Origin of the sequence: Arcobacter peruensis, from assembly GCF_003711085.1 — a bacterium.
GTDB lineage: Bacteria > Campylobacterota > Campylobacteria > Campylobacterales > Arcobacteraceae > Poseidonibacter > Poseidonibacter parvus.
In genome coordinates this window covers 691952-718510 of the sequence record NZ_CP032363.1, presented here as the reverse complement: position 1 = coordinate 718510, position 26559 = coordinate 691952, and the positions used below count along the sequence as shown (strand labels likewise).

The 26559-nt window shown below is 26.7% G+C and carries 28 protein-coding genes; 13 read left to right on the top strand and 15 right to left on the bottom strand.

The genetic code is table 11. From position 1 onward, the window contains the following. Window position 1 precedes the first annotated feature (1 nt). On the top strand, window positions 2-2206 hold the full coding sequence (locus D3Z07_RS03590; RefSeq protein ID WP_076086105.1) for an endonuclease MutS2: 2205 nt from the start codon (window positions 2-4) through the stop codon (window positions 2204-2206). Between the two features lie 27 nt (window positions 2207-2233). Here the strand turns inward: D3Z07_RS03590 and D3Z07_RS03585 are convergent, their stop codons facing one another. From D3Z07_RS03585 to D3Z07_RS03570, 4 genes are all read right to left on the bottom strand, one after another. Further along, window positions 2234-2623 (bottom strand): DUF6858 family protein, encoded by a 390-nt coding sequence (locus D3Z07_RS03585; RefSeq protein WP_122893107.1) that lies wholly within the window; start codon window positions 2621-2623, stop codon window positions 2234-2236. Window positions 2624-2632: 9 nt separating this feature from the next. Next, on the bottom strand, window positions 2633-3175 hold the full coding sequence (locus D3Z07_RS03580) for a hypothetical protein (protein WP_076086112.1): 543 nt from the start codon (window positions 3173-3175) through the stop codon (window positions 2633-2635). 133 nt (window positions 3176-3308) lie between these two features. Then, the gene (locus tag D3Z07_RS03575) at window positions 3309-6662 is read right to left on the bottom strand and encodes a DUF748 domain-containing protein (RefSeq protein WP_122893106.1); all 3354 of its coding nucleotides are present in this window, start codon (window positions 6660-6662) and stop codon (window positions 3309-3311) included. 17 nt (window positions 6663-6679) lie between these two features. Continuing rightward, window positions 6680-7159 carry an FHA domain-containing protein gene (locus D3Z07_RS03570; protein WP_076086116.1) on the bottom strand — a complete coding sequence of 160 codons (480 nt, stop codon included), beginning with the start codon at window positions 7157-7159 and terminating at the stop codon, window positions 6680-6682. Between the two features lie 89 nt (window positions 7160-7248). On the opposite strand from D3Z07_RS03570, the gene dapE reads away from it, so the two are divergent. The 7 genes from dapE to D3Z07_RS03535 all read left to right on the top strand — a co-directional run bounded on the left by dapE (window position 7249) and on the right by D3Z07_RS03535 (window position 12337). Then, window positions 7249-8349 (top strand): succinyl-diaminopimelate desuccinylase, encoded by a 1101-nt coding sequence (gene dapE, locus D3Z07_RS03565; RefSeq protein WP_076086119.1) that lies wholly within the window; start codon window positions 7249-7251, stop codon window positions 8347-8349. 184 nt (window positions 8350-8533) lie between these two features. Next, on the top strand, window positions 8534-9748 hold the full coding sequence (locus D3Z07_RS03560) for a type II toxin-antitoxin system HipA family toxin (RefSeq protein WP_076086122.1): 1215 nt from the start codon (window positions 8534-8536) through the stop codon (window positions 9746-9748). Next, window positions 9717-9953: a helix-turn-helix domain-containing protein gene (locus tag D3Z07_RS03555; protein WP_076086125.1), complete on the top strand. Its 237-nt coding sequence runs from the start codon at window positions 9717-9719 to the stop codon at window positions 9951-9953. The genes D3Z07_RS03560 and D3Z07_RS03555 overlap by 32 nt, the downstream gene beginning before the upstream one ends. Window positions 9954-9985: 32 nt before the next feature. Then, a complete protein-coding gene (locus D3Z07_RS03550; protein WP_122893105.1) occupies window positions 9986-10789 on the top strand; it encodes an aldo/keto reductase family protein in 804 nt (267 codons plus the stop codon). Window positions 10790-10838: 49 nt separating this feature from the next. Continuing rightward, on the top strand, window positions 10839-11180 hold the full coding sequence (locus D3Z07_RS03545; RefSeq protein WP_076086131.1) for a zinc ribbon domain-containing protein YjdM: 342 nt from the start codon (window positions 10839-10841) through the stop codon (window positions 11178-11180). 1 nt (window position 11181) lies between these two features. After that, a complete protein-coding gene (locus tag D3Z07_RS03540) occupies window positions 11182-11625 on the top strand; it encodes a GyrI-like domain-containing protein (RefSeq protein ID WP_076086133.1) in 444 nt (147 codons plus the stop codon). A gap of 19 nt (window positions 11626-11644) precedes the next feature. Further along, on the top strand, window positions 11645-12337 hold the full coding sequence (locus tag D3Z07_RS03535) for an aspartate/glutamate racemase family protein (protein ID WP_122893104.1): 693 nt from the start codon (window positions 11645-11647) through the stop codon (window positions 12335-12337). A 26-nt stretch (window positions 12338-12363) separates the two neighbouring features. Here the strand turns inward: D3Z07_RS03535 and D3Z07_RS03530 are convergent, their stop codons facing one another. From D3Z07_RS03530 to D3Z07_RS03520, 3 genes are read right to left on the bottom strand one after another with little or no spacing between them, the layout of a single operon-like run. Further along, a complete protein-coding gene (locus D3Z07_RS03530; protein ID WP_122893103.1) occupies window positions 12364-13362 on the bottom strand; it encodes a TAXI family TRAP transporter solute-binding subunit in 999 nt (332 codons plus the stop codon). After that, a complete protein-coding gene (locus tag D3Z07_RS03525; protein ID WP_076086139.1) occupies window positions 13355-14065 on the bottom strand; it encodes a response regulator transcription factor in 711 nt (236 codons plus the stop codon). The genes D3Z07_RS03530 and D3Z07_RS03525 overlap by 8 nt, the downstream gene beginning before the upstream one ends. Continuing rightward, window positions 14062-16707 carry a PAS domain-containing sensor histidine kinase gene (locus D3Z07_RS03520; RefSeq protein ID WP_164707191.1) on the bottom strand — a complete coding sequence of 882 codons (2646 nt, stop codon included), beginning with the start codon at window positions 16705-16707 and terminating at the stop codon, window positions 14062-14064. The genes D3Z07_RS03525 and D3Z07_RS03520 overlap by 4 nt, the downstream gene beginning before the upstream one ends. A gap of 154 nt (window positions 16708-16861) precedes the next feature. Between D3Z07_RS03520 and D3Z07_RS03515 the strand changes: the two genes are divergently transcribed. The 3 genes from D3Z07_RS03515 to D3Z07_RS03505 are packed head-to-tail and all read left to right on the top strand — an operon-like array spanning window position 16862 to window position 19874. Next, window positions 16862-17851, top strand: a complete 990-nt coding sequence (locus D3Z07_RS03515; RefSeq protein ID WP_076086143.1) for a C4-dicarboxylate TRAP transporter substrate-binding protein — start codon at window positions 16862-16864, stop codon at window positions 17849-17851. An 8-nt stretch (window positions 17852-17859) separates the two neighbouring features. Further along, the gene (locus tag D3Z07_RS03510; protein WP_122893101.1) at window positions 17860-18468 is read left to right on the top strand and encodes a TRAP transporter small permease subunit; all 609 of its coding nucleotides are present in this window, start codon (window positions 17860-17862) and stop codon (window positions 18466-18468) included. Beyond that, window positions 18468-19874, top strand: coding sequence for a TRAP transporter large permease (locus D3Z07_RS03505; RefSeq protein WP_206423297.1), 1407 nt, complete (start codon window positions 18468-18470; stop codon window positions 19872-19874). Before D3Z07_RS03510 ends, D3Z07_RS03505 begins: the two co-directional genes overlap by 1 nt. Window positions 19875-19961: 87 nt before the next feature. Here D3Z07_RS03505 and D3Z07_RS03500 read toward each other — a convergent pair whose 3' ends face one another. From D3Z07_RS03500 to D3Z07_RS03490, 3 genes are all read right to left on the bottom strand, one after another. Then, entirely contained in the window at window positions 19962-20690 is a 729-nt protein-coding gene (locus D3Z07_RS03500; protein ID WP_076086147.1) for a thioredoxin fold domain-containing protein, read from the bottom strand. 71 nt (window positions 20691-20761) lie between these two features. Next, on the bottom strand, window positions 20762-21661 hold the full coding sequence (locus D3Z07_RS03495; RefSeq protein WP_076086149.1) for an AEC family transporter: 900 nt from the start codon (window positions 21659-21661) through the stop codon (window positions 20762-20764). 8 nt (window positions 21662-21669) lie between these two features. Then, window positions 21670-22044, bottom strand: a complete 375-nt coding sequence (locus D3Z07_RS03490; protein WP_076086152.1) for a winged helix-turn-helix transcriptional regulator — start codon at window positions 22042-22044, stop codon at window positions 21670-21672. Window positions 22045-22188: 144 nt separating this feature from the next. Between D3Z07_RS03490 and D3Z07_RS03485 the strand changes: the two genes are divergently transcribed. Further along, on the top strand, window positions 22189-22782 hold the full coding sequence (locus D3Z07_RS03485; RefSeq protein ID WP_076086155.1) for an NAD(P)H-dependent oxidoreductase: 594 nt from the start codon (window positions 22189-22191) through the stop codon (window positions 22780-22782). A gap of 2 nt (window positions 22783-22784) precedes the next feature. Then, window positions 22785-23414, top strand: coding sequence for an NAD(P)H-dependent oxidoreductase (locus tag D3Z07_RS03480; RefSeq protein ID WP_076086157.1), 630 nt, complete (start codon window positions 22785-22787; stop codon window positions 23412-23414). 4 nt (window positions 23415-23418) lie between these two features. Here the strand turns inward: D3Z07_RS03480 and D3Z07_RS03475 are convergent, their stop codons facing one another. Genes D3Z07_RS03475 through modA form a run of 5 tightly spaced genes read right to left on the bottom strand, consistent with a single transcriptional unit; the run spans window position 23419 to window position 26460 of the window. Beyond that, on the bottom strand, window positions 23419-24273 hold the full coding sequence (locus tag D3Z07_RS03475; RefSeq protein WP_122894187.1) for an ABC transporter ATP-binding protein: 855 nt from the start codon (window positions 24271-24273) through the stop codon (window positions 23419-23421). Window position 24274: 1 nt separating this feature from the next. Beyond that, the gene (locus D3Z07_RS03470; RefSeq protein WP_076086159.1) at window positions 24275-24622 is read right to left on the bottom strand and encodes a DsrE family protein; all 348 of its coding nucleotides are present in this window, start codon (window positions 24620-24622) and stop codon (window positions 24275-24277) included. 8 nt (window positions 24623-24630) lie between these two features. Next, entirely contained in the window at window positions 24631-25317 is a 687-nt protein-coding gene (gene modB / locus D3Z07_RS03465; protein ID WP_076086161.1) for a molybdate ABC transporter permease subunit, read from the bottom strand. Beyond that, a complete protein-coding gene (locus D3Z07_RS03460; RefSeq protein WP_122893100.1) occupies window positions 25317-25712 on the bottom strand; it encodes a TOBE domain-containing protein in 396 nt (131 codons plus the stop codon). Before D3Z07_RS03460 ends, modB begins: the two co-directional genes overlap by 1 nt. Beyond that, complete coding sequence (gene modA / locus D3Z07_RS03455; RefSeq protein ID WP_076086165.1) at window positions 25705-26460, bottom strand: molybdate ABC transporter substrate-binding protein; 756 nt, start codon at window positions 26458-26460, stop codon at window positions 25705-25707. The genes D3Z07_RS03460 and modA overlap by 8 nt, the downstream gene beginning before the upstream one ends. Window positions 26461-26559: the final 99 nt, after the last annotated feature.

The window sequence follows — 26559 nt, the reverse complement described above, 5'->3', positions numbered from 1 at the left end:
TATGCAAGATATTATAAAAAAATTAGATTTAGCAGATTATTTAGAATCTTTTTCAAATTTTTTAGCTAGAAAAAAATCAATAATCTTGGAAGGAGATATTAATCTTCATCATAAACTAATAAATGAACTTGGTAAATTTGATGTTAAAGCTCCCAACGAAGTTGCTAATTTAGATACTGCATTAATGCATATTCAAAAGCAGGGTGTTTTAAAAGTTGATGAGATTATTGAGTTTACGAAGATAATCAAATATTTTAATTATTTAAAAAGATTTAGCTTTGATGGTAAACTTCAAGAATGGATTGATAAGATTATAATACCAAATGATATTACAAATATTTGTGATTATTTTGATGATAGGTCAAAATTAAAAGATGGTGTTAATGAGCAATTTGATTCAATTAAATATGCAATTTCATCTAATAAAGAAGAAATAAAACAAAGTCTATACCGAACAATCAATAACCAAAAAGTTAGATCTTATTTAGTTGATTCTCAAGTTCATTATATAAATGGTGAAGAGTCATTGCTTGTTCGTGGTGGGTTTAATCATGTTTTAAAAGCACAAGTAATAAATAGATCAAATGCAGGTTTCTTTTATGTTTTACCTCATAGTGTAAGTTCATTAAAACAAAAACAAAATGATTTAGTAAATAAACAAGAAGAAATACTTTTAAAAATTTGTAAGCAAATTTCATCAACTTTTGAAAAAAATTTAATGTTTTTAAAATTTATAAATAAAGAGTTTGATAGATTTGATCATTACCAAGCAAGACTATTTTTTGCAAAAGTAAATGATAAAAACTTTATAATTCCAAGTAAAAAAAACATAAATAAATTAGTAGATTTCTCACATCCAGCACTTCATGATGCAAAGCCTATTAGTATTGATTTTTCCAAATCAGTTGTAATGATTACAGGAGTAAATGCAGGAGGTAAAACAATGATGTTAAAATCAATTTTATCAGCTGTTTTACTCTCAAAATATCTTATTCCATATAATGCTCATCAAGATACAACAATAGGGAACTTTAAAAGTATAAATGCCGTTTTAGATGACCCTCAAAGTGTAAAAAATGATATTTCAACCTTTGCAGGAAGAATGCAAGAATTCTCTAAATTATTTACTAGTAAAAATGCAATTGTTGGTGTTGATGAAATTGAGCTTGGAACTGATTCTGATGAAGCAGCTTCTTTATTTAAAGTAATTATCGAAGAGTTAATTAGTAAAGATATTAAAATTATTATTACAACACACCATAAAAGACTAGCAGCGCTTATGGCTTCAAATGATGATGTTGAACTAATTGCTGCACTTTATGATGAAGAAAATAGATTACCTACTTATGAGTTTTTACAAGGAACTATTGGAAAATCTTATGCATTTGAAACAGCTTCAAGATATGGAATTCCAAATAATGTAGTTAAAAAAGCAAAAGAAGTTTATGGTGATGATAAAGATAAACTAAATGAGTTAATTGAAAGAAGTTCTGAGCTTGAAAAAGAGTACAAACTTAAGATTGAAAAACTTAATAATGAAATATCAAAAATGGAAAAATTATCAAGAAATTTAAGTGAGCAAAAAGAGACTTTAGATGAGCATATATATTCAGAGAAGTCAAAACTACATAAAGAGTATAAAGATGCACGTGATGAAGCTAAAAAAGCTATTAAAGCTAAATTAGTAGGAGAATCACATCAGCATTTAAATATTGCTCATAAAAAAGCAAGTGATATTAAAACTACAAAAGTTCAAGAAGCTGTTGAGTTAAAAGTAGGGGATAGAGTAAAATATAGAAGTACTAAAGGTGTACTTGTTTCAATAAAAGGTGCTAAAGCGTTTATTGAAAATGATATGGGAATGAAAGTACAAGTTAAATTAGCTGATTTACAAAAATCAGGAAATCCTCCAAAACTAAAAAAGAAACCTATTAAAGCAACTGTAACAGTTCAAAAACCTTCAGGTGGGCATGTTAAATTAGATTTACATGGACAAAGAAGTGATGAAGCAATTGCAAATCTTGATAAGTTTTTATCTGATGCACTAATAGCAGGTTTTGATGAAGTTTTAGTTTATCATGGAATTGGAACTGGAAAGTTATCATTTGCTGTTAAACAGTTTTTAGATTCTCATCCAAGAGTTGAAGGGTATACAGATGCACATCCAAGTCAAGGTGGCTTTGGTGCAAAAGTTATAAAGCTTTAAAAGCTTTATAACCTTTTTATATATAATTTATTTTTTTAGAGATTTAATAAAGTTTTCCATTGTTTCATTTGCAGCCTCATTTGGTGCTTCTAAATAGTTTATAACAAATAAATCTTCTAATTCACAAACTCCAATACTTCTTGGTCTTACTGCTAAAACCTCAGGTGTTGGTAACTCTTTTCCAAAACAGAATATAATATTTTTAGCTGCTTTTATTTTTGGACTTACTTCACCCATTTCTAATGATGATGTATGAGCATATTGGTCAAAAATTGCTATAAATGCAATAACAGGATGAGCATCAATCTTTACTTGTAATGCGTTTATTATTTCATCAACACTTTTGAATTCTACTTCATCTTTTTTAAACTCAATTTCAAAAATAGAGTATTTATCTTTAAATAGTTTTTGTTTCATTTTATTCCTTTATTTTATTGATAAGAATGAGTCAATAACACAATTCATTCTTTCTTCTATATCTTTGCCATCTATATCCATATAATCTGTTTGGATTTTATAAACTAGTTTTCCATCTAGTTTAAATTCAAAAACTAAATAACCTGCATAAAGTTTTGATTTAGCACCTTTCTTACCTTTGTCCTCTTTATCATTTTCATAAATGTAGTAATCGATTTCAAGTTTTTTATCACTAACTTGATTTGATTTTATATGTTTTTTTAATACTTTATTTAAGATTGCATCTGCTTGAGATACATCTAAAATATTAATTAAATGACTTTGCATTAATTTTGAATATTCAATATCTGATTTGATTACAAAATTGTTTGTTTCTATTAAGTTATTTGTTTCCCAAATAGGATTCTCAAACTCTATTTTTTCAAATGTTATTGTTTTTTCTTGACACTCTAATCTTTTTTTCTTTGGATCGAATTTATTTAACTCTTCAAAAACTGCAAATGTAACAAATAATATAATAGCAATTAATATAATTGGTAATATTTTTTTCATAAGTTTTCCTTATTTAGTATTATAATTAATACTTATTTTTGGTATGATATCAAATAAACTTTTATATGTCAATAAATTATAGTTTATATAAGTATAAATTATAATTATAGTAAAGAAAGAATCTTTACTATAATTACTTAGAGATTTTTAAATCTATATTTGAAGTTTTTTCTGTAGTAGTTTTTATCTTAATCTTTTTAGATATTTTTATTTGTTTAGCAGGTATTTTCTTTTTTTCTAATAAGTATTTTTTTATATTATTTACTCTATTTAAAGCTATTTTTGAAAGTTCAGCTTTTTTAACTTCTTGTTTTGAAGTTACAAATGATTCTAAAGCATTTGTATAAGCTTTTAAATCATTAGGAAATTTGTTTTTAAGTGTTTCTAACTCTTGGTCATAATCTTCATAAAGCTCTTCTAATAGTTCAAGATAATCTTCTTGATAATCTTTTGCTTGTTTATTTGGTAGTTCATTTGAAATAAATTTATTAAGTTTATTAGTTTTTAAAGCATATAAGTCTTTTTCCTTTTCATAAGATGGATCAAATTCTAAAACTAGATTTGGACGTTTTAAAAGTATTACAGATACCTTATCAAGTGTTTCTTTTTGAATTGGAGTTATTTCATCTTGGGCATAATTAAAATTAACACTATTGATTTCATCTGCTTCAAATCCAAAAATTGAACCAAGAAGTGAAAATGGTGCAGTAATTGCTTTTGTAATTAAATTTACAAATGCTTTCCAAACAATAGGTCCAATAGAAAATTGAGGATCATCCATATTCCCAGATACTGGAATACTTAAATCGATTACTCCATTTCTATCTTCAAGTAATGTAATTGCTAAGTCTAAAGGAAGAGAAACAGCATCTTTACTTACTACTTTTTTACCAAGTTCTAATTTTGTGATTACAATATTGTTTTTTGCATCAAGATTTGATTTTTCTATATTATATTTTAAATCAAGGTCTAGTTTTCCACTTTTTAACTCTTTCCCTATAAATTTACCAGTATATGGTGTAAAATTCTGCATAGAAATATTTTTGAAAATCATATTTATATCTGTTAATATTTTGATATTATTAGGATCTACAAGACCTGTAATTTGTGTTGTTCCATATTTATCAACAATACCGTCAACTTTTAGTTTTGAAGTTGATGCTACTGTTGTATTAAGTCTTGATACTTTACCGTTTAAAGCACTAACTGTTGTTTTAAAAGGAAGTGGTAAATTTTTATCTTCAAAAGATAAAGTTGCATTTTTTATATTTATTGGTCCAATATTCAACTTAGCACTTGATTCTTTAGAACTTTTGTTTTCAGTTTTTTTAGCAACTGTTGCTTTTGCATTGTTTTTTTCAAGTATTACAGAAATATTTGGTTTTGAAATATCTGTTTTTAAGACTTTTAATCCATTTTTACTATTTGTAATACCACTTACACTTATGTCAATATTTTTTGCAATTATATTTGTTTTATCTTTTTTATTCTCGATTGTAACGCTAGGGTCATAAACTCTAATAGAAGATAAACTTAAAGTGTTATTGTTTTGTTTAAGTCTATTAATATTTACTTCTGCATTTGATGAATAAATATTCATACTATTTTTATTATCGTTTAGAGTCAATTTCCCTTTTTTGATTTTTGCAGTTTTTATAGAAATATTATTATTGTTTAATAAAAATGAGTTAATGTTTGCATTTATTTTATTAATATCTAGTTTTAAATTATTTGCTTTGTCATTTATATTTAACTTTGGGTTAACTAAAGAAGCACTGGCAAGTGATATTTTAGAACCATTTATATTTAATTTATTTGCTGTTAAACTAGTATTATTCGTACTTATATCTAATTTTGCTTTTGCATCATTAAGTTTTAAACTAGGAGTATTAAGCTTTATTCTATTTATTGAAACAATAGATTTTATGATATTTAAATCATTTACATTCAAGGCTGTATTACTTGTTTGAATACTAAGTTTATTTTTTAAATCTTTAAATGAAATTTTCGGTGTATCTAACTTTGTTTGTTTTATATAAACATCTGCACCTTTTATTTTAAGGCTATTTATATTCAGTTTTGGTTTATTTATATTGATATTTAATGAAGCTTTATTATCTTTAAATGACAAATTACTTTTTGAAAGATTAACATTAGAAATATCTATATTATTATTTAAAATTGAAAGCTTGTCAAATGAAATATCACTATTATTAGTATTAATAAACATTGAGTTTTTATTGTCTTTATAGTCTATATTGGGATTAGATATTTTAAAACTATTAAGATAAATATTTGAACCATCAATATTAACACTTGAAACATTTGTATTGAATTTTTTTGTTTCAACACTCATATTTTGAACTTTATCTTTAAAAATAAAATCAGAGTTTGTTTGTTTTAAATTTGATAATAATACTTTCCAAGGTTTAGAAATAGTCTTTTCATCACTTATTGGTGCTTCTTTTTTTGTCTCTTTTGAAGCTTTTACTAAACTTGCTAAATTTATACCATTTTTATCCATAATAAGATTTGTGTAAAGTGTATTAATTTCTATATTGTTTAGTTTTAAATCTTGTTTTAGTAAATCAAGATTTAAATTTCCTATTTTTAACTTATTTAGCTTGATAATATCATTTTTATTTTGTTTTAGTTTAATATCTGATAGTTCTAATTTTGTAGTATTAACTTTCAAATCAAAATCATCTTTCGCATCAATATTATAATCTAGAGCTAAATCAAATCTAGCTTCTTCATTTATATCAAAGTTTAATATCTCTTTTTGTTGGTAAAGAATCTCTTTTAATCTTAGATCACTAATTTTAGCTTTTCCATACATTTTAAAAGGAGATACATTGAAAGCACCTTTTAAACTTAACTTTGTATGCTCATTTATATTTAATTCTAAATCATTTGAAGCTAAACTATTTTTATAGGTTCCTACGTCATATAGAGTGTAGTTAGCATTTTTTATAGTAAGTTCATAAGGTTTATCTTTTGTAATCTTTTTATAGTTTACATTTAGATTTTCAAGTTTTATTTTTGAGATTAAAAATTTTATATCTGATGAACTTTCATCTTTTATCTCTTCTTTTTTTTCCGTCTCTTTTTCTTTTACAATTTTTGTAAGATTTATTATTCCATTTATATCTTCTTCAACATTAACAACTGTATTTTGAAGTAAAACATTATCTAAACTTACATGTGCTTCAAGAATCGAACGTAATAAAGCAATATTTAACTTAAACTGCGAAAATGAAATGACTTTTTCACTATCTTTATTATTTAAAGCCAAATTATGTATTTTTGCCTCGAGTGTAAAGGGGTTAAACTCTACTTTTTCAATTGTTGTTTTTAAAGTTAAGTTATCATCTAAGTTTTTTACTAACTGATCTTTTAAAACATAAGGAATTAATTTAAATCCAATTGTTATATAAACAGCTAGAAAAAAACAAAGCCAATAAAATGTTTTTTCTATTTTTCCCATTTTTTAACCTTTTATATTTAAGAAATTTGTATATTTTCTAAAATTAGAAACTGGTATTCAAACTTTGATTTTTCATTACCAATTTTAATAATATCACCATCTTTTAATTCTTTTTCAAATATTTCTTTTTTTCCACCCATTGAAATTCCATTGATAGTCATTCCATTTGAGCTTCCTCTATCTTTTAAAAAATAATTCATTTCTTTTTTTTCAATTTGAAAATGTTCTTTGGATATTTGTAACTCTTTTGAATTATTTAATAAATAAATATCATTATTTGGCTTAGTTGGACTTGCAATTCTAAGTTTTATAAATATTCCTTTTTCACTTTCTCCTAATCTTGATTCTCTTCCAATTTTAAAAGGAAAATCTTTCATAGCAATTAAATCGTTTTTTGAAGAGCTTTTTGTAATTGATTGTGAAGCTTCTTTTGTTAATGGCAACAACACAGCATTGGGTGTAATTCTTTTTATTAAATTAATTTTAATGTTTTGCATAAAACATATACCTTTTAAAATAGTTATATCAATGATTATAACAAATATAATATCAATTTTGATACAATCACGTATTAAAAAGGAAACAAATGACTATTATAGAATTATTTCAAAAATTATTAAGATTTAAATCAGTAACTCCAGATGATGATGGAGGTTTTGATTTTATAGAAGAATATTTAGGCGAAGATTGGACTTGTATAAATGTAGATAGAGAGGATACAAAAAATAGAGTATATTATAAAAAATTTAATGACAATCCTCAACACCTATGTTTTGCAGGTCACATCGATGTAGTACCTCCTGGTGAGGGTTGGGATGTTGATCCTTTTGCTGCTGATATTATTAATGGAGTTATTACTGCACGTGGAACACAAGATATGAAAAGTGGTGTTGCTGCTTATCTTTATGCTTGTAAGCATGCAGAAAACTTTGATGGAACGCTGAGTATTTTAATGACTTCTGATGAAGAAGGTGAGGGTACTTATGGAACTATTAAAGCTTTAGAATATTTAAAAGAAATTGACTTTATTCCTCAATATGCAGTTGTAGCAGAACCAACTTGTGAGCAAGTTTTTGGTGATGCAATAAAAGTTGGACGAAGAGGAAGTATAAATGGATATTTAAATATCCAAGGAAGACAAGGTCATGCAGCTTATCCTGAAAAAGGAATAAATCCAATTCATCAAATTGCACCAATTTTAAATGAAATTGCAGCTCATGATTTAGATAATGGTGATGAATATTTTGCACCTTCAAAAATGGTTCTAACAGATATGAGATCTGGAATGCAAGTTACAAATGTAACACCAAACAAATTGGATTTAATGTTTAATGTAAGAAACTCAACAAATACAAAAAAAGAAGATGTAGAAGCTTATATCCAAAAAGTATTTGGGCATTTAGATTATTCATTACGAACTACACAAGGTTCTTTTCCATTTGTGACAAATAAAGAATCAAAAGTAGTAAAAGCAATGGAAAACTCAATTAAAGATGTTTTAGGAGTTACTACAAAACACTCAACAGCTGGTGGAACATCTGATGCTAGATACTTCGGAGCCTTTGGAATTGAAGCAATTGAATTTGGTGTAATTAATGACACTATTCATAGTATTGGTGAAAGAACTACCGTTAAAGAAGTAGAAGGTTTATGTGAAGTTTATATGGATTTGATTAAGAAGTTTTAAGTATATGTTTTTTACTCAAGATATTTAACTACTAACGCTACCCTTAGTCCTTTTAATACTATATCTAAGAGTTGAAAGGACATATATTATATTAAAGGTCATATTTTTAGAAATGATAAAGTTACTTTACATTTGATTAAATTTATCTTATAATGATAAGTAAAATTATCATTTAAGGTTAAAAATGAAAGATATAGAAGTTAAAATTGATAATCAAAAAGTAGGTTCACTTTTTTTTGAAAAAGAAAGAAATGAATATGGATTTAATTATACTTCAAATTATAAGCCAATATCTTTGATTATGCCATATAAAAGCTCTACTTATATTTGGAAAAATAAACTTCATCCTATTTTTGATATGAATATACCAGAAGGGTATCTTTTTGAAATATTTAAAAAATATTTAACGAAAGAGTATGGTTATATTGACGATTTCCTAATCTTTTCTTATATCTGTTCTAATATTCAAAGTAGAATCACTTATAAAAGCTTTTCAGATAAAAAAGACTTTTTTGCATTTGATTTAGAAGATGTTTTACAAAATGATACACAAGATAACTTTACGAAAATAGTTAGTGCCTTTTTAGATAAAAATGCCATAAGTGGAGTTCAGCCAAAAACCTTAGCTATTTTAAAAGATAAAGAATCTCTTAGTTCAAAAGAGTATATTATTAAAACTTGGGGAGAAGAATACCCACAATTAGCGTTAAATGAATATTTTTGTTTAAAAGCTATTGAAAAAACTGGTGTAAAAATTCCTAATATTAAACTGTCTAAAAATAATAAATTTTTATTAGTTGAACGATTTAACTATAATAAAAAAAGCAATAATTTTTTAGGATTTGAAGAGTTGATTACTTTACTTGGAAAAAATAAAGATGAAAAATACAGTGGAAGTTATGAGCAAATAGCCAAAGTAATATATAGTGTTAGCACAAATAAACTCGAATCTATGTTAAGTTTTTATAAATTAATGATAATGAACTATTTATTAAAAAATGGTGATGCTCATTTGAAAAACTTTGGAGTATTATACAATGAAGACTTTTCAAAAATATGGTTTGCTCCTGCTTATGATGTTGTGAATACACAAGTATATTTTTATAAAGATAAACCAGCACTTACAATGCAGGGTAAAAAGTTATGGTTTGGGAAAAAAGAATTAATTACTTTTGGAGAAAATAATTGTTATCTATCAAAAAAAGATGCAAATAAAATTTATGATGAAGGAATATTTTCTTTAAAAAAATCTATTAATGAATTAAAAGACTATATTAAAACCAATAAAGATTTTAAAGATATTGGTTCTAGAATGATTGATACATGGGAACTATCACTAGAAGAAAAAACACATAAGGAGATTCCAGTTGAAACTATACGAAATTGGACAAGAAATTAGACTCTTAAGAGAAGCAAAAAATTTAACGCAAGAAGAATTAGCAAATATCTGCGGTATTAGTAGAGTAACCTTAGGTAAAATTGAGCAAGGAAAATTAGGTAATACTTCTGTAAGAACTTTAGATTTAATTTTAGCACGATTAGGACTAGAAATAGAGTTTAAAACAATCACTAACTTTGGATTAAAAAACTTAGATGAATTATAAAAGAAACTCGACAAAATAAAAAGGAAAATTCAATGCCAAATATGATTTATGGAACAGCTTGGAAAAAAGAAAACACAGCTAAGCTTGTAGAAACTGCACTTTTGTCTGGCTTTAAAAGCATTGACACAGCTTGTCAACCAAAGCACTATAGAGAAGATCTAGTAGGACTTGGACTTGAAAATGCTTTTAATAAAGGAATTAAAAGAGAGGATATTTTTGTTCAAACGAAATTTACTCCAATATCAGGCCAAGATATAAATAATATGCCTTATCTTTCAAGTGATGATATTATAACTCAAGTTAAAAAATCTTTTTTAAAATCAAAAGAAAATCTAAAACTTGATTTTATAGATTCATATTTAATTCACTCACCATTTAATCCAATTGAAGATTTGGTAAAAGTATATAGATCTATGGAAGAATTTGTTCAAAATAAAGAAGTAGGACAACTTGGTATTTCTAATTGTTATGACTTAAAACTTTTTTCATATCTTTACGATATTGCAAAAGTAAAGCCAAAAGTTTTACAAAATAGATTTTATGCTGCTTCAAATTATGATAAAGATTTAAGAGAATTTTGTAAGCAAAAGAACATCACCTATCAAAGTTTTTGGTCTTTAACTGCAAATCCAAATATTTTAGCTTCAAATGAAATTACTAGTTTAGTTTTAAAATATGGAAAAACAAAAGAGCAGATTTTCTATAAATTTTTAAAACAAATAGGAATAACTCCATTAAATGGAACAACTTCAAAAGTTCATATGCTTGAAGATTTAGATATTGATGATTTTTTACTAGAAGAAAATGAAATTATTTTAATACAAAACTTACTATAAGTGTCAAGATTTTAGATATAATGCGAAATATTTAATCAAAGGAAAAAAAATGGAACAACTACCAAATTGCCCAAAATGTAACAGCGAATATACTTATGAAGATGGTTCATTATTAATCTGTCCTGAGTGTGCTCATGAGTGGACTGCAAGCGCAGATGAAGAAGATACAGAATTTACTGTAAAAGATGCAAATGGAGCAACTTTAAGAAGTGGTGATGATGTTACTATTATTAAAGATTTAAAAGTAAAGGGTAGTTCTTCTGTTGTTAAAGTTGGTACTAAAATAAAAAATATTAGATTAGTTGAAAGTGCAATTGACCATAATATTGATTGTAAAATTCCTGGTGTTGGTGCTTTAAAAATAACTCCAATGTATGTAAAGAAATCTTAATATGAAAACAACTAGAGTAAAAAACCTGATGATTTCAGGTTTAAGTGTTACTACTAATAATGCTACAGAATTTGAAGGTGAATCTAAAATTCAAAAACTATGGGATGATTACGAAGAAAAAAACATCTACAGTGCAACACATAATAAAGCAAATAATAGCTCGATGTATGGTGTTTACAATAATTATACATCAGATTTAAATGGTGATTTTGATGTAACAATTGGTGTAGAAGTTACTAAAGCTAAAAATGCAATTGTAATTACTGATGAAAAGTACTTAGTATTTAAAAAAGTTGGTGAATTACCACAAGTTGTAATTGATACATGGACACAAATTTGGGAATATTTTGAAAATAATTCTGAATATAAAAGAGCTTATACAATTGATTTTGAGCACTATACAAAAGAAAATGAAATAGAAATATATATTTCTATTGAAAAATAAAGATTAAATAAAAAACTAGATGAAAACAATTGGATTACTTGGTGGAATGTCTTGGGAAAGTACAGCACTTTACTATAAGCAGATTAATGAACAAATCAAAAAAGAACTAGGTAGTTTACATAGTGCCAAAGTTGTTATCTATAGTGTTGATTTTGATGAAATAGAAAAATTACAACATATTGGTGCTTGGGATAAAACAGCAGAAATTCTTTCAAATGCTGCAAAAAATATAGAAAATGCCAATGCAGACTTTTTATTAATTTGTACAAATACAATGCATAAAGTTGTGGATTCAATTGAAAAAAATATCAATATTCCAATTCTACACATAGCAGATGCAACTGCAAAAGTACTTCAAAAAGATGGAATTAGAAAAATTGGTCTTCTAGGAACTGCTTTTACTATGCAAGAAGATTTTTATAAAAAAAGAATTTCTGAAAACTTTGATATTGAAGTTATTGTTCCTTCTTTAGAAGATATACAAATAGTACATAAAATAATTTATGAAGAGTTGTGTCTTGGAATTGTAAAAGATGATTCAAGAAAAGAATACTTAAAAATTATAGATTCTTTAACTTCAAAAGGTTGTGAGGGAATTATTCTTGGTTGTACAGAAATTTGTATGCTAATTAAAGAAGAACATACAAAGACAAGACTTTATGATACTACAACTATTCATGCACAGCAAGCAGTATCAAAAGCTTTAAATTAATTTTATATAATCGCCATTTAATACTATTAATTAGGTATCAAAAAATTTGGAATATTAATTCCTTTTTCTTTATAAAACTTTACAGCACCAGGATGTAAAGGCATTGGCAATCCTTGAATGGCTTTTTGTAAAGACATCACTTTTGTTGCTTTATGAACAGTATTCAAGAAAGCTAAATTCTCATAAATAGCTTTTGTTAAAAGATATACAGTCTGCATTGGAGTCTCTTTTGTTACAACTAATAAATTAGGCTGTGCAATTGTATGAATATCTTTTATTTGATTTGGATAAGTTCCTGCTTTAATAATATATGAATTCCATACTGGATAATTATTATTAATAACTTTTAAATTCTTTTTCTCAAATTCCAATACTTTAATATTATCTCCAATTGAACTAAATAAATTTGTTACAGCTGCTGTAGGAGGTCCTGATGGTGTATTCATACCTTGTATCTTTCCATCATTTAGTGCAATAGAACTTGGAGTATATCCTAGATATTTAATATTCATTTTATTAAAATCAATTCCCAATGAATTCATTATCGTTTCAGCAGAAACCCTTGACCCTGAGTTCCTTCCACTAATAGAAAAATTTTTACCATAAAGATTTTTTAAGTCCATTATATTTCCGGTTTTAACAAAGTCTTTATTAATCGTAAACTGTTCAACATTTTGCCACAACATTGAAATTGATCTAAGATTTTTCTTTGCTTTGTTTTCATATGTAGCTTTTCCTTGCCAAGCCATAGAAGCAAAAAGGCCTTGTAATAGTGCAAAATTAACCTTTCCGTTTTCTAACATATCTATATTTTCTGCAGATCCTGCAGATGTAATGGCAGAAAAGATAAGTTTATTTTTTTTGGATAACTCTAAAGATGCAATAGTTGCAATTCCAACTCCAACTGGATAAAAAGTTCCTCCTGAATTTGCTGTTGCTATTAAATACTTTTGATTATCTTTATTAGCACTAAGGAATGTAAGAAATAAGCTTGTTATAATTAATTTTGTTAAAATATTATTCAATTATATATCCTAAACCTTTTTTTGAAACGATAAAATCATCTTTTGCAATTTTATCTTTAAGTCTTTTAATAGCTGTTCGTAATGTAGCATCTGAAATATTAGTATTATTCCATACTTCCATTTTTAATGTTTCTATTGTATTTATTTCATTTTTTCTTTTAATCATTGCATCTAGTAATAATGTTTCTTTTTTTGAAAGATTTACCATTGTATCTGCTTCATATAAAAGTCTTTTATCTTTATCATAGTTAAAGGTATCATTGATTTTTACTTGCTTTATTTCAACTTCTTTATTTTGAATAGTTTCCGCTTTTTCTAAAATAGATTTTTTTACTTTCTTTAAAAGCTGCATAATATTTTCTACAACTAAAGGTTTAACAAAATAACCCATTACATTTAAATTGATAGATCTAAATAAAAACTCTTCATCTTTGTGCGCAGATACTATAATAAATTTTTGATTCTCTTCAATACTTGCTATTTCTTCAATCATAGTCATTCCATCTTTTCTTGGCATTTGTATATCTGTAACTATCACATCAAAATACTCTTCTTTTTCCTTTTTTTGTAAAAATTTATCTAACCCTTCTTGACCATCACATGCAATCTGTACTTCATCAAAAATTGTATCAAGATAAAAACCAAGTATTTCTCTAGCATCTTCTTCATCTTCTACTAATAAAACTTTTGTAATTTTACTCATCTTATCTTCTCCATATTAAGTGGTAATTTTATTTTAAAACTCACACTATCATTTTCTATATTTTTAACTGTAATAGTTCCATGCATATTTGTTTCAATAATTGATTTTGTCATATAAAGACCAATTCCAGTACCTTGTGATTCGAATTTTGTTGTAAAGTAGGGTTCAAAAATTCTTGAAATTGTTTCTTCATCTATTTTCCCACCATTGTTCTTTATAAAAATCTCTAAGAAATCCTTACTCAAATGTGTTTCAATTTTTATTAATGCATCAAACTTTTCTTTTTCTCTTTTTTGTTTTATAGCATCTTGTGCATTACTGAATATGTTTAATAAAGACTGTTTTAATTCATTTTCAAAGCCTAAAAACTCTTTATCTTCTATTTCTAAGATTAATTCAATATCTTCAACTTTTAGTTGTGCCTTGATTATCTCTAAACTTGAGGAAATTGCAGACTTAATACTAAAATATTCTTTTTGCTTAGATGGTTTATAAAAATTTCTAAAGTCATCAATAGTTTGAGACATATATTGTATTTGAGTAAAGGATTTATCAAAATATTTATTTACCATTGCTTCATTTGGATTTTCATTTAAATGTCCATTTTTATAATTATCTTTAATAAACTGCAAAAATAGTGAAACATTATTTAAAGGTTGTCTCCATTGATGAGCAATATTTCCAAGCATCTCACCCATTGCTGCTAGTTTACTCTGTTGGATTAATATCCTATCTTTTTCTCTATTTTTAGAAAGTTCTTCTTCTACTTTTATTTTTAAGTCTTGTTCACTTAATTTTATTTTTGTAATATCATTTATATATCCATAAAAATTAACAACATTTCCAGAATGATCTTTTAATACTAAAGTTCTACAAGAAATCCATCTTATTTCATTTGATGCATTTAATGCTCTACATACAAAAGTAAAATCTTCCAAGTTTTGACTTAATGCTGCATTCATTGCAACTTTTATAATATTTATGTCTTCTTTATAAATTAGATCTAAAAAGTTCATTTCTCTGTTTTCAAAAAGTTTTTTCGAATAACCATAATTTTTAATAGCATTTGAGATATATTTCACGCTTAGGTTTTCATCATTAAATAGTTTAAATAAAACTATTTTACCATCTTCAACAAGAAGTTCTACATCAAGAAGCTCTTTTTTTAGACGTTTATCTTTATCTATATCCATTGACATCATAAGCATTCTTTTATGACCTGTATCTTTATCAATAAAAAGACGTCCACGTGCTAGTATCCATTTAAAACCATCATTTTTTGTTTTAAGTCTATACTCACACATAAAATCGTTTTGTTTACCTGCAAAAATTTGTTCAAATAGTAATTCTACATCATTTTTATCATCTTTGTATATTAGATTAAACCAATCAGAGAAAGAAACTATTTCGCCTCTTTTATAACCTGATATTTCAAGCCATTTATTTGAAAAATAAATTTTATTAGTCTCAAAGTCAATATCCCAAAGACCATCATTTGAGGCAATAATTGCAAGTTCAAATCTATTTTTCCAGTGAGTCAAGGATTTTGTTTTATCTTCAAGTTCATTGTTGTACCTATCTAAAATTTTTTTTGTAAACCTTGAAAAAAGTAAAGATGCAATAATAATCACAAGTGTAAAAATAAGTATATATATTGTAACAGTTTTAAAAAAAGAGTGATATTTTTGTTTTATTTTTGTTGTATTTAAATTGAAATTTTTATTATAATCAATAGATATTGCAAATTTATATTTTGAGTTATATAAAGTTCTATTTAAAAAGTCTTTATTCATTTCTTCATTTTCATCAAAATGTTTTAAGACTTTGTATTTATAACTATTGCTTTTTTTAGATAAAAGTGTAGGTACATGTGCATATAAGTTTTCATTTTCAAAATTATAAGTACTTTTAGTAAGTAAATCATAAAACCAAATATTATAATCATTACTTTTATTTAACTTATCAATCTCATCAATAATGATACTTCTAGTGATCAATCTTATATTTTCATCTCTTGAAAAAGCTCCCACATAATATGTTCCATCTTTTTTTTCTAGAATATCAAAAAAACTAAGTTTTAGAACTCCTGTTAAATTGTTTTTCCACTCTTGAAGGTTATACCGTCCTTGTGAATAGATATATTGTAAAACTATGTCTTTATAAGTTTTATTCTTCTTTCCAAAAATAAGTTTTGACAAGTAATCTACTTTATCATCCCCATAGAGTACTTCTAAGTTTGACTTCTTAAAAAGTACTATTTTTATATTATTTTCATATTCATATTTTTCTAAAAACTTTATCGTATTATCATTTTCTAAATTTGAGAAACCATTATTCAAACTTCCTATTACTTTATAAGTATGCTCTTGAAGCACTTTATTTACAGATGAAAGCTCTTCATTAACAGCATTTTTAACAATATTAGAAAAATTTGCGAGTTTTTCTTTTTTATAAAATTGATTATTTAGAAGCTCTTTTTGTTGTAAAAGATCTATATCTCTTTTTTGTTTTGATTCTAAGATAATAAAAGCTACAAAAATAGAAACCATTGATAATATTAAAATAAATGTAATAGGAATAACCCTAAATATTTTTTCAATATATTCAAGAGTATAAGTTCTGCTTTTTTGTTTTTTAACCATTAGTAATAATAACAAAATATTGGTAAAAAAATAAATAAAAGTAAAAAAAGTATTATAAAATTGTTTCAAAATTGTTTCATTTTAGTTCTTTTTTAAGAATTTTTTAAAGAAGTGACTGATAGAATCATTTTATAAAATATAAAAAAGGATTACTATGAAAAAATTAACATCAATTGTAGCTATGAGTACATTATTAGCTGTTGCTGCTCAGGCACAAACTACGTGGAATGTTTCACTATGGGGTAAACAAAGAGCATTTACGGAAAATGTTGAAAAATTAGCGCAGCTTGTTGAGCAAAAAACAAATGGTGACTTTAAACTTAACATTTCTTATGGTGGATTATCAAAATCAAAAGAAAATCTTGATGGTATATCAATTGGTGCTTTTGAAATGGCACAATTTTGTTCTTTCTATCATAAAGGTAAGAACCCAACTATTACAGTTACAGAATTACCATTTTCAAAAGATGTAACATTAGCGCAGGTTGCAAAAATTTCTCAAGAAGTTTATAAACATCCAACAGTTGTAAAAGATTTAGCAAGATGGAATGCAACACTTTTAATGCCAACACCACTTCCTCAATATAATATTGTTTCAAAATCTGATGATTTAAATTCATTAGAAGACTTTAAAGGATTAAGAGTTAGAGGTCCAGGTGGAATTATGGGAGTATTAGGAAAACTAGGAGCTATTAAAACAGGTGTTCCTTTTTCAGAAGTTAGACAAGCAATGAACTCAGGAGTTATTGATGGAGCATCTTTTGCACCACATGCACATCTTGCTACAAAATCGTATAAAGTAGGAAATTGGGCAACTACAAACTTAAACCTTGGTTCTGCAAACTGTCCTGTTGTTGTAAATACTGAAGCTTTAGATTCATTATCTAAGAAAAACAAAGAAGCACTTTTAGGTTCAGTTGATGAAGCATTAGAATATTATGTTGCGAACTATGAAAAAACAACTAAAAAATATGAAGCTGAATTAGCTGAATCTGGTCTAAAACTAGTTACATTTACACCAGAGCAAACAGCGAAATTAAGTGAATTATCTCAATCTGTAAATTCAGAGTGGATAAAACAGTATTCAAAAAAATTCAAGTCTCAAGAATTATTTGACTATACAAAAAACTTATTTAACAAGTAAGAATTATTATGTCTTTAGACTCAAAAATAAAAACTGATCAATCAACTTTAAGTAAGGTTGATCAGTTCTTTCTAAAAATAGAAAGTTTTATGAGCTTTTTAGGTGGTGTTGTTATTTTTTTAATTGTAATGATTTCAACTGTTAATATCTTAGGTCGATGGTTATTTTCTATGCCTGTTAATGGATATATTGACTGGATAGAACAATTTATGGCCTTTTTTGCTTTTTTAGGTATTGCTTATACTCAAAGAGAAGGTGGCCATATTCGTATGGATATGCTAGTTTCGAAATTAAAAGGTAGATTTTTTTATGTTACAGAATTATTTACAACTACAATTATTCTTTTTTTAACATTAGTTTTAATATATGGTTCATCTTTACACTTTTTAAGAGCTTACAACCTTGGAGATACATCTTTAGATATTGATCTTCCAACTTGGCCTGCAAAACTTGTAGTTCCCGTTGCTTTAACATTTTTAGCACTTAGGCTTATAATTCAAATATGGGCATATATTAGAGCTATTAAAAACAATGACACTGATGCTGTTGCAGTTCCTAGAGTAGAAAATGCAGCCGAAGCGGTTGAATCTGATAATAAATCGTATGGAGTAAAATAATGGATATTATTTCAATAATGGCTGGTATGGATAAACTTGATATTGGCCTTATAATGACTGGTTTTATGCTCTTTATGGTAATTATTGGTATGAGAGTTGCTTTTGCGGCAGGTATTTCTGGTTTCCTTGGCCTTGTTTGGATATTCGCTGCAAAATTAGGTTTTGAAAAAGGTTTTATAGTAGCTGTTAAAATGGCTGGTACTATTCCTCATTCAAAAGTATCATCATTAGCACTTTCACTAATCCCAGCTTTTATATTAATAGGTTTTTTAGCTTATCATACGGGATTAACAAAAGCTTTATTTGAAGCAGCAAAAAGATGGGTAGGGTGGCTTCCTGGTGGTATGGGTGTTGCAACAGTATTTTCAGCAGCTGGATTTGCCGCAGTTTCTGGAGCCTCGTTAGCAACATCAGCAGTATTTGCAAAAATTGCAGTACCTGAAATGTTAAAACTTGGATATAACAAAAGATTTGCAGCAGGTGTAGTTGCTGCTAGTGGAACACTTGCTTCGTTAATTCCTCCTTCTGCTATTTTAGTTATATATGCAATTATAGTAGAACAAGATGTTGGAGCATTATTAATGGCAGGGTTTTTACCAGGAGTTACTTCTGCACTTATTTATGCTGGACTTGTTATTTTTCTAGCAATGAGTAATAAAAACTTTGGACCACCAGTTACAGGATATACATGGAAAGAAAGATTTGCATCAATTCCTGAAACACTTCCTGTTTTTTCTGTTATTGCAATTATTATAATTTGTATTTATGGTGGAATTGGAACTCCAACTGAAGCTGGGTCTTTAGGTGTATTTATTATCTTTATGATGGCTGTATACAAAGGAATGAAATTAGGAGACTTTAAAAAAGTACTAATTGAAACATCAAAACTAACTGTTATGATATTTAGTATTATTTGGGGTGTTTTAATATATGTTAGATTTTTAGGTTTTGCAGAACTACCTGATGCATTTTCATCTTGGATTGTTACGCTTGAGCAAAGTCCAATGATTACTCTATTAGCAATACTTTGTGTATATGCAATTTTAGGTATGTTTATGGATGCAATTGGAATGTTACTTTTAACTCTACCAATAGCTTATCCTGCAGTAATGGCACTAAATGGTGGTGAATCTGTAGCTGCTGCTGATAGTGCTTTTGGATTATCTGGTCCAGCTTGTGCTATTTGGTTTGGTATTATTGTTGTTAAGATGGCGGAACTCTGTCTTATAACCCCACCTATAGGACTTAATTGTTTTGTTGTTGCAAGTGTTAGACCTGAGTGTTCAGTTCAAGATGTATATAGAGGAACTACACCATTTTTTATTGCAGATGTAATTACAATTGCAGTTTTAATTGCTGTACCTTCGATTGTACTATGGCTTCCAAAAATGGTTGGACTTTTATAGATTTAAAATATTGATATAAAAATTGATATTGTAAAAAGCAGCTTTTATAGCTGCTTTTTTAAGATACATTAATAAAAGTATTAATTTTTATTGTACGTTTACACCATACTTTTGAAGCATATTAGGCCAAGCAACACTTTTCCCATCTTTATCAAATACAGCAGGTGTTCCTTGAACGCTTAATTTTGTAGCTATTTGCATTTGTTCTGCTAATTGTGCTTCTAATTTTGCTAATTCAGCATCTGAATACTTTCTATTTTTATAAGCGTCACTAGTTACATCTAAATCTAACATAGCTTCAATTTTTTCAGCTTTTGTTTTTTTACTCATGATATAAATAGACATATCTTTTGCATTTCTATGCATTTCTAATGGATAATAGAAAACTCTAATTTTTACATTTTTTTCAACTTGTGATAAATATGATTCAAACTTCTTACAGTATGGACATTCTGGATCTGTGAATAAGAAATATTCATCTGTACCACTTCCATAAACAAACGCTTCTTTTCCTCTAACTCCTGTTAAATCTGCAGGTGCAGATATTTTAGCTCCTGAATTAGTATCAATAACTTCACCTGTAATTAAACTTTTTTTGTCTTTTGTTAAAAAAACTTCATCATTATTACCTTGAACATTAATTTTTAAAGCATATAAGTTTCCCATATCATAAGCTTTTGTAACACTTATTTGTGCTCTTTTAAATAATTCTAAATTTTCTATTTGTTTTATTTCATTTTTAGATAATTCACCAGCTGCATTTAAGCTTGTAGTAATAGCTGCAGCTAATAATAATTTCTTTGTTGTTTGTATCATCGGATTTTCCTATATTAAATTTGTAAGTAATATTACTGTTATAGTGTTAACAAATAGTTAAGAGATTTTCTTTACATGATTAATTTGAAAATAATTCCCGTAGTTATGAAAGAAATCAATATTCCATAACCAACAATTGCAACACTTAATCTTGGGGCTAATCCAGCCATTGAAGCCATTGCTCCTGCAGTTATCATTGGAGCCATTCCTGCTTCAAATATTGATACTTGACCTGCTAAATTATTCCAACCAAATAAAACAATAGTTAAATAAGCAATAATAGGAGCAATGATTAGTTTAATAATAAGAGCAATACTCAAAGGTTTTATATCATCCCTAGGTAGTCTAAATTGTAATTGTAAACCAACAGCTACAAGCGCAACTGGAATTAAAGTATTAGCAAATGTCGCAAGTATATTTGAAATAATTGGCGGAAATGTTTGACCTAAAAAAAGTAGAGCAACTAAAAGTGCTAAAAATGATGGAAAAGTAATGATTTTTACAATAATTAATTTAAAACTCAAATTAGAATTTGATGAATAGTAAGCAGTAATAAAAGCTCCATAAACAGCAAGTGCCAAAAAAGTACCCAATTGGTCATATATAAGTACAAAAGGAAGTGCTTCTTCACCTATATATGCGTTTATTATAGGAATTCCCATTATTGAACTATTTGTTAAAATAGCAACTAATAGTAAACTTCCTGTTATTTCTTTACTCCAGTTTAAAGCTTTTGAAATACCAAGTACTAATAAGGCTGATAAAAGCATAACAATCCATGCAATAACTGCTGGTATTAAGATATCTAATGAAAAGTTTAATTTAGGAACTTGTAATAAAATTATTGCAGGTAGTGAAATATAAATGATAAATTTATTTAAGATATTAGGTGTTTCTGTAGGAAAGATATTTAATTTTTGTAATACATATCCAATAGTGATTGCAAGAGCAATTAAAGCAAAATTTTCCATAATTTAGTTTATTTTTTACCTTCTTTAATCTTACATTGTACATTAGGTGTAATTTTTCCAAACTCTTCAACATACCCAACACCCCAAGTAAACATATCGTCTAATACAGGTTTTAGCCTTCTTCCTGCATCTGTTAGTGAATAAACAACTTTAGGTGGAACTTGGGCAAATACTTCTCTATTTATAATATTTTTCTTTTCTAATTCTTTCAATTTTACAGTTAATGTTTTTTGAGTAATTTCATCTATTTCATTATGTAATTCTTTAAATCTTTTATCTGAATCTAACAAATGCCATATAATTGATAGTTTCCATCTATCATTAAAAATATCTAAAGTTACCGAGATTGAGCAGTTAAATTCTTTGTCATTTACTTGATACATATATATCCTTCTAATTAAAATTAATTATAACACAATAAATATAAAACACTATTGCTTACCTAAAGTAAAGTAAGAGATAATTAAGTTTATGAGTACTATAATTTTCAAAATGATTTAGATAGATATAGGCAAGGAAATAAAAAAATGAAAAATGTTTTAATAATTAACGGACATCAATATTATGATGTAGTTGCCTTAGGTGAACTAACAAAAAAATACGTAAACAAAGCTGATGAATTTTTAAAAAATAATAACTTTGAAGTGAAACATACACATATTGAAAAAGGTTATGATATTGAAGAAGAGGGTAAAAAGTTTAAATGGGCTGATTATATAATCTTACAGTTCCCTGTTTATTGGATGGGACTTCCATGGATTACAAAAAAATACTTTGATGAAGTTCTTGTTCAAGGTGTACAATATGCAAACGATGGTAGAAGTAGAACTGATGCTTCTAAAACTTATGGAAGTGGTGGATTATTACAAGGAAAAAAATATATGTTATCTTTAACTTATAATTGTCCTTTCTGTGAGTTTGACAATAAAAATGGTTTTTTTGATGGTTTATCATTAGACCAAGCGCATATCTCTACTCACAAAATCTTTCAATTTTGTGGCTTGAAACCTCTTAAAACATACTCAGTACATGACATTTTTAAAGATGATTTAGATATAAATTTAGAGTTAAAAAAATTTACAAATATTTTACAAACAAATTTTAATATAGAAAAGGAATAACAATGAACAAAACATTTGAAGAAGCAATGGATTTTAGACACGCATGTAAAGTTTTTGATGAAACAAAAAAAATATCAGATGAAGATATGAATTATATCTTAGAAGCAGGAAGAAAATCTCCATCATCTTTTGGTATGGAACCTTGGAAGTTTTTAGTAATTACAAATGAAGAGTTAAAAGCTAAGCTTAGACCTGCTTGTTGGAATCAAGTTCAAGTTACTTCTTGTTCTCATTTAGTACTAGTGTTAGCAGCTATTGATGCTGTTAAACCAGAGTTTGGGATAGTTGAGAGAAAATTTAAAAGAAGAGCAATGCCTCAAGAAAAATTAGATTTTTATTTAGGTTTATATGCTGATCATTTAAAAGAAACTTTATCAAGTGATGAAAATGTTTATTCATGGACAGCAAGACAAACTTATATAGCAGCAGGAAATATGATGACAGCTGCAGGAATTAAAGGAATTGATTCATGTCCAATTGAAGGTTATGAAAAAGAGAAAGTTGAAGAAATTTTAGGTTTAGATACTACAAAATACCAATTATCAGTTGTTTTACCTTTTGGATATAGAATAAATGAACAATCATCTCAAGAGCGAGAAAAACTTGAAGATATTGTTGAATTTATAAACTAATTTATTAGACTTTAGTTAAAGTTGGTGCAAAAGCTTTTGTACCGACTCTTACTTTATCTGTTATTTTAAAACTTTTAGCTTCGTCTTCACACAATACAACTTCAACTAACTGTTGTCCAATTGAAATAATTGCAATATAAATAACATCAGTTTTAATAATATCTAATATTTCACCTTCAAAAGAGAACTTTTGTGAACCAGATGTTTTTAATAATACTTCAGTTGGATTCCCATCATTTATAATTTCCCCTTGATTTAAAACTATTACACGATTTGCTAAACGATAAATTTCGCTAGGCTCATGACTTACCATAATTGTAGTTGTCTTAAACTCTTTATGTAAAGTTAGTATTTCATTTTGAAGTTTTATTCTCATACTTGGATCTAGTGCTGAAAGAGGTTCATCCATTAGTAAAAGCTCAGGATTATTCATCATAGCTCTACATAGTGATACTCTTTGCTTTTGTCCACCACTTAAAGTATTAGGCAATCTTTTTGCTAACTTTGTTAGTTCTGTAATTGCTAAAAGCTTTTGAGCAAGCTTTTTATCTTTATTTACATATAAAAGATTTTGCTCAACACTCATATTGTCAAATAATGCATAATCTTGAAAAACAAAACCTATTTTTCTTTTTTGAATACTAAGAGTATTCTTATCATCAAGCCAAACTTTTTCATCTACACTAATAAAGCCTTTTGCATTCTCTAAACCAGCCAAAATACGAAGTAGGGTTGTTTTACCACTTCCACTAAGCCCTGAAAGTGCAATAAAATCACCTTTATTTATATCAAGTTTTACTTGCAAATCCATGGCTCCAGATGAACCATGTAGTTGTTTATTTATATCTATTTTTATCATATTAAACTGTAAGTGTTGACCAAGTTTTATCATTTTGTAAGGCTTCATTCAAAAGTTCACCTGTATGATTGCAAACAATGCCATGTTTTTCTAACTTTTTAACAGCATCATATTCTTGTGCACAAACAATACAAGAAGAAAACTCAACTCCATCTTTTTTAATCTCTTTGATTTTTTTTCTAATTTTTTTGCTTTTGACAACAGCTTTAATAGAAGCTCCCCAAAACATTATATGGACTCTTTTCCAATAATTTCTAGGTATTGAAACACCACCATAAAGCAAAGGGAATTTTAATATACTATCAATATCTTTAGTTGAAATAACTATAAGTAAATTTTCTTTTTTCATTATCTTTCCTATATAAATGTTTTTTTCTGTTTTGCATTGAAAACATATACTGCAAATAAAACTACAAAACTCATTATTAGCATAATAGCACTATAAATATGAGCGTTTGCATAATCTAAAATCTCTACATATTCGTATATAGCAACAGATGCAACTTTTGTTTCTTCAGGAATACTTCCTCCAACCATCAAAACAACTCCAAACTCTCCAACTGTATGAGCAAAAGTTATGATTATTGCAGTTAAAAGTGCAGGTTTAATATTTGGAAGGGCTACTTTTAAAAGTGTTGTAAACTTGCTCTTACCACTTATATAACTAGCTTCAAGCATATTTTTATTTAAACTTTCAAAACCACTTTGCATTGGTTGAACCATAAAAGGTAAACTATAAAAACAAGAAGCAACAACTAAACCTGTAAAATTAAAAACTAGTTTAATCCCAAAATATTCATCAAAGAAACTTCCAATAGGTGAGTTTAGAGACAAGACATAAAGTATATAGAAACCTAACACTGAAGGAGGCAATACAATTGGAAGAGCGGTAATTGCTTCAATAAAAGGCTTAGCTTTTGATTTTGTTTGTGATAAATACCAAGCTAGTGGTAATGCTATTATAAATAATATTATAGTTGTTACAAGTGCCAATTTAAAAGATAAAATAAAGGGTTCAAATTCCAAATTATTAAGGTAGTTCATTACGATATAACCTTTTGTATTGATAACTCACTTGCTTTTATTAGGGCTAATACCTTGTCTTTTTCTTTTAAATTCATTCTATTTACAGAATTTGTAGTTATTATACTTGTTATAATTGTATCTTCAATATTTAATCTTAAAGAGCTTAAAAGTTCACCTTTATCAAGCCTTTCAATTATACAAGGAAGTTTATTTGATAAGCTTATTTCACCTTCAAAATCTTTTGCAATTGCAATATGTGAAGCATTTACGCTTAAAACAACTTTATTTCCTACATTAATATTTGATAATCCTAAACTCATCATTGATAAGTTGATTCCACTAAAATCAAATTGAACTATATTTAGATTTTCTAGAGTGTCAATTTTACTTACAGTAACTTCAAGTTTATTCATTGATTAAATATCCATATTGCTTAAAAATACTTTGTGCCTTTTTATCTAAAATGAAATTATAAAAAGAAAGAGCTTCTTTATTGTTTTTCGCATGTTTAAGTAAAACAATACCTTGTTCTATAGGCGTATATAAATTACTATCAAGTTCTTTCCAGTTAAGATTTTCTTTATACTGCTTCATTTTGTCTGAAAACAGTGATGATTTAGCGATTATTCCAATATCAGTAGCACTTACAGCATAAGAAATTGTTTGAGAAATTGATTCTCCATAAACAAATTTTGATTTTACATCATTAAAAACTTTTGCATTTTTTAAAGCTTCAAAACTTGCAATTCCATAAGGTGCTGTTTTAGGGTTTGCTATAGCTATTTGTTTGATCTTCTTATCTTTTAAGAGTTCATTTAAATCTTTTTTCAAATCTAATTTTCTACTACTAAATAAAGCTAATGAACCTTTTGCATAAACTTTTGGTATAGAAATTGCCTTGGAATTATTATACAAATTTTGTGGATATTTCATATTTGCAGACATAAATAAATCATAAGGTGCACCATGTGTTATTTGAGCTGTTAATTTACCACTACTTCCTAAAACTACATTAACTTTTGTACTAGGAAAAGTTGTATTAAACTCTTTGATTAAGTCATTAATTGCATAAGAAACATTAGCTGCAACTGCGATTGTAATTGAATTAGCGTTAATATTTAATACTAATAAAATATTAACAAAAAGTATTTTGTATAGCATTTAATTACCTTTAATAGTGTAAGTAAGTATATTTTATAGACATAAATTTAATCTTATATTTTATAAATATTATCTAGTGCTTACTTAAAATCAAGTGAA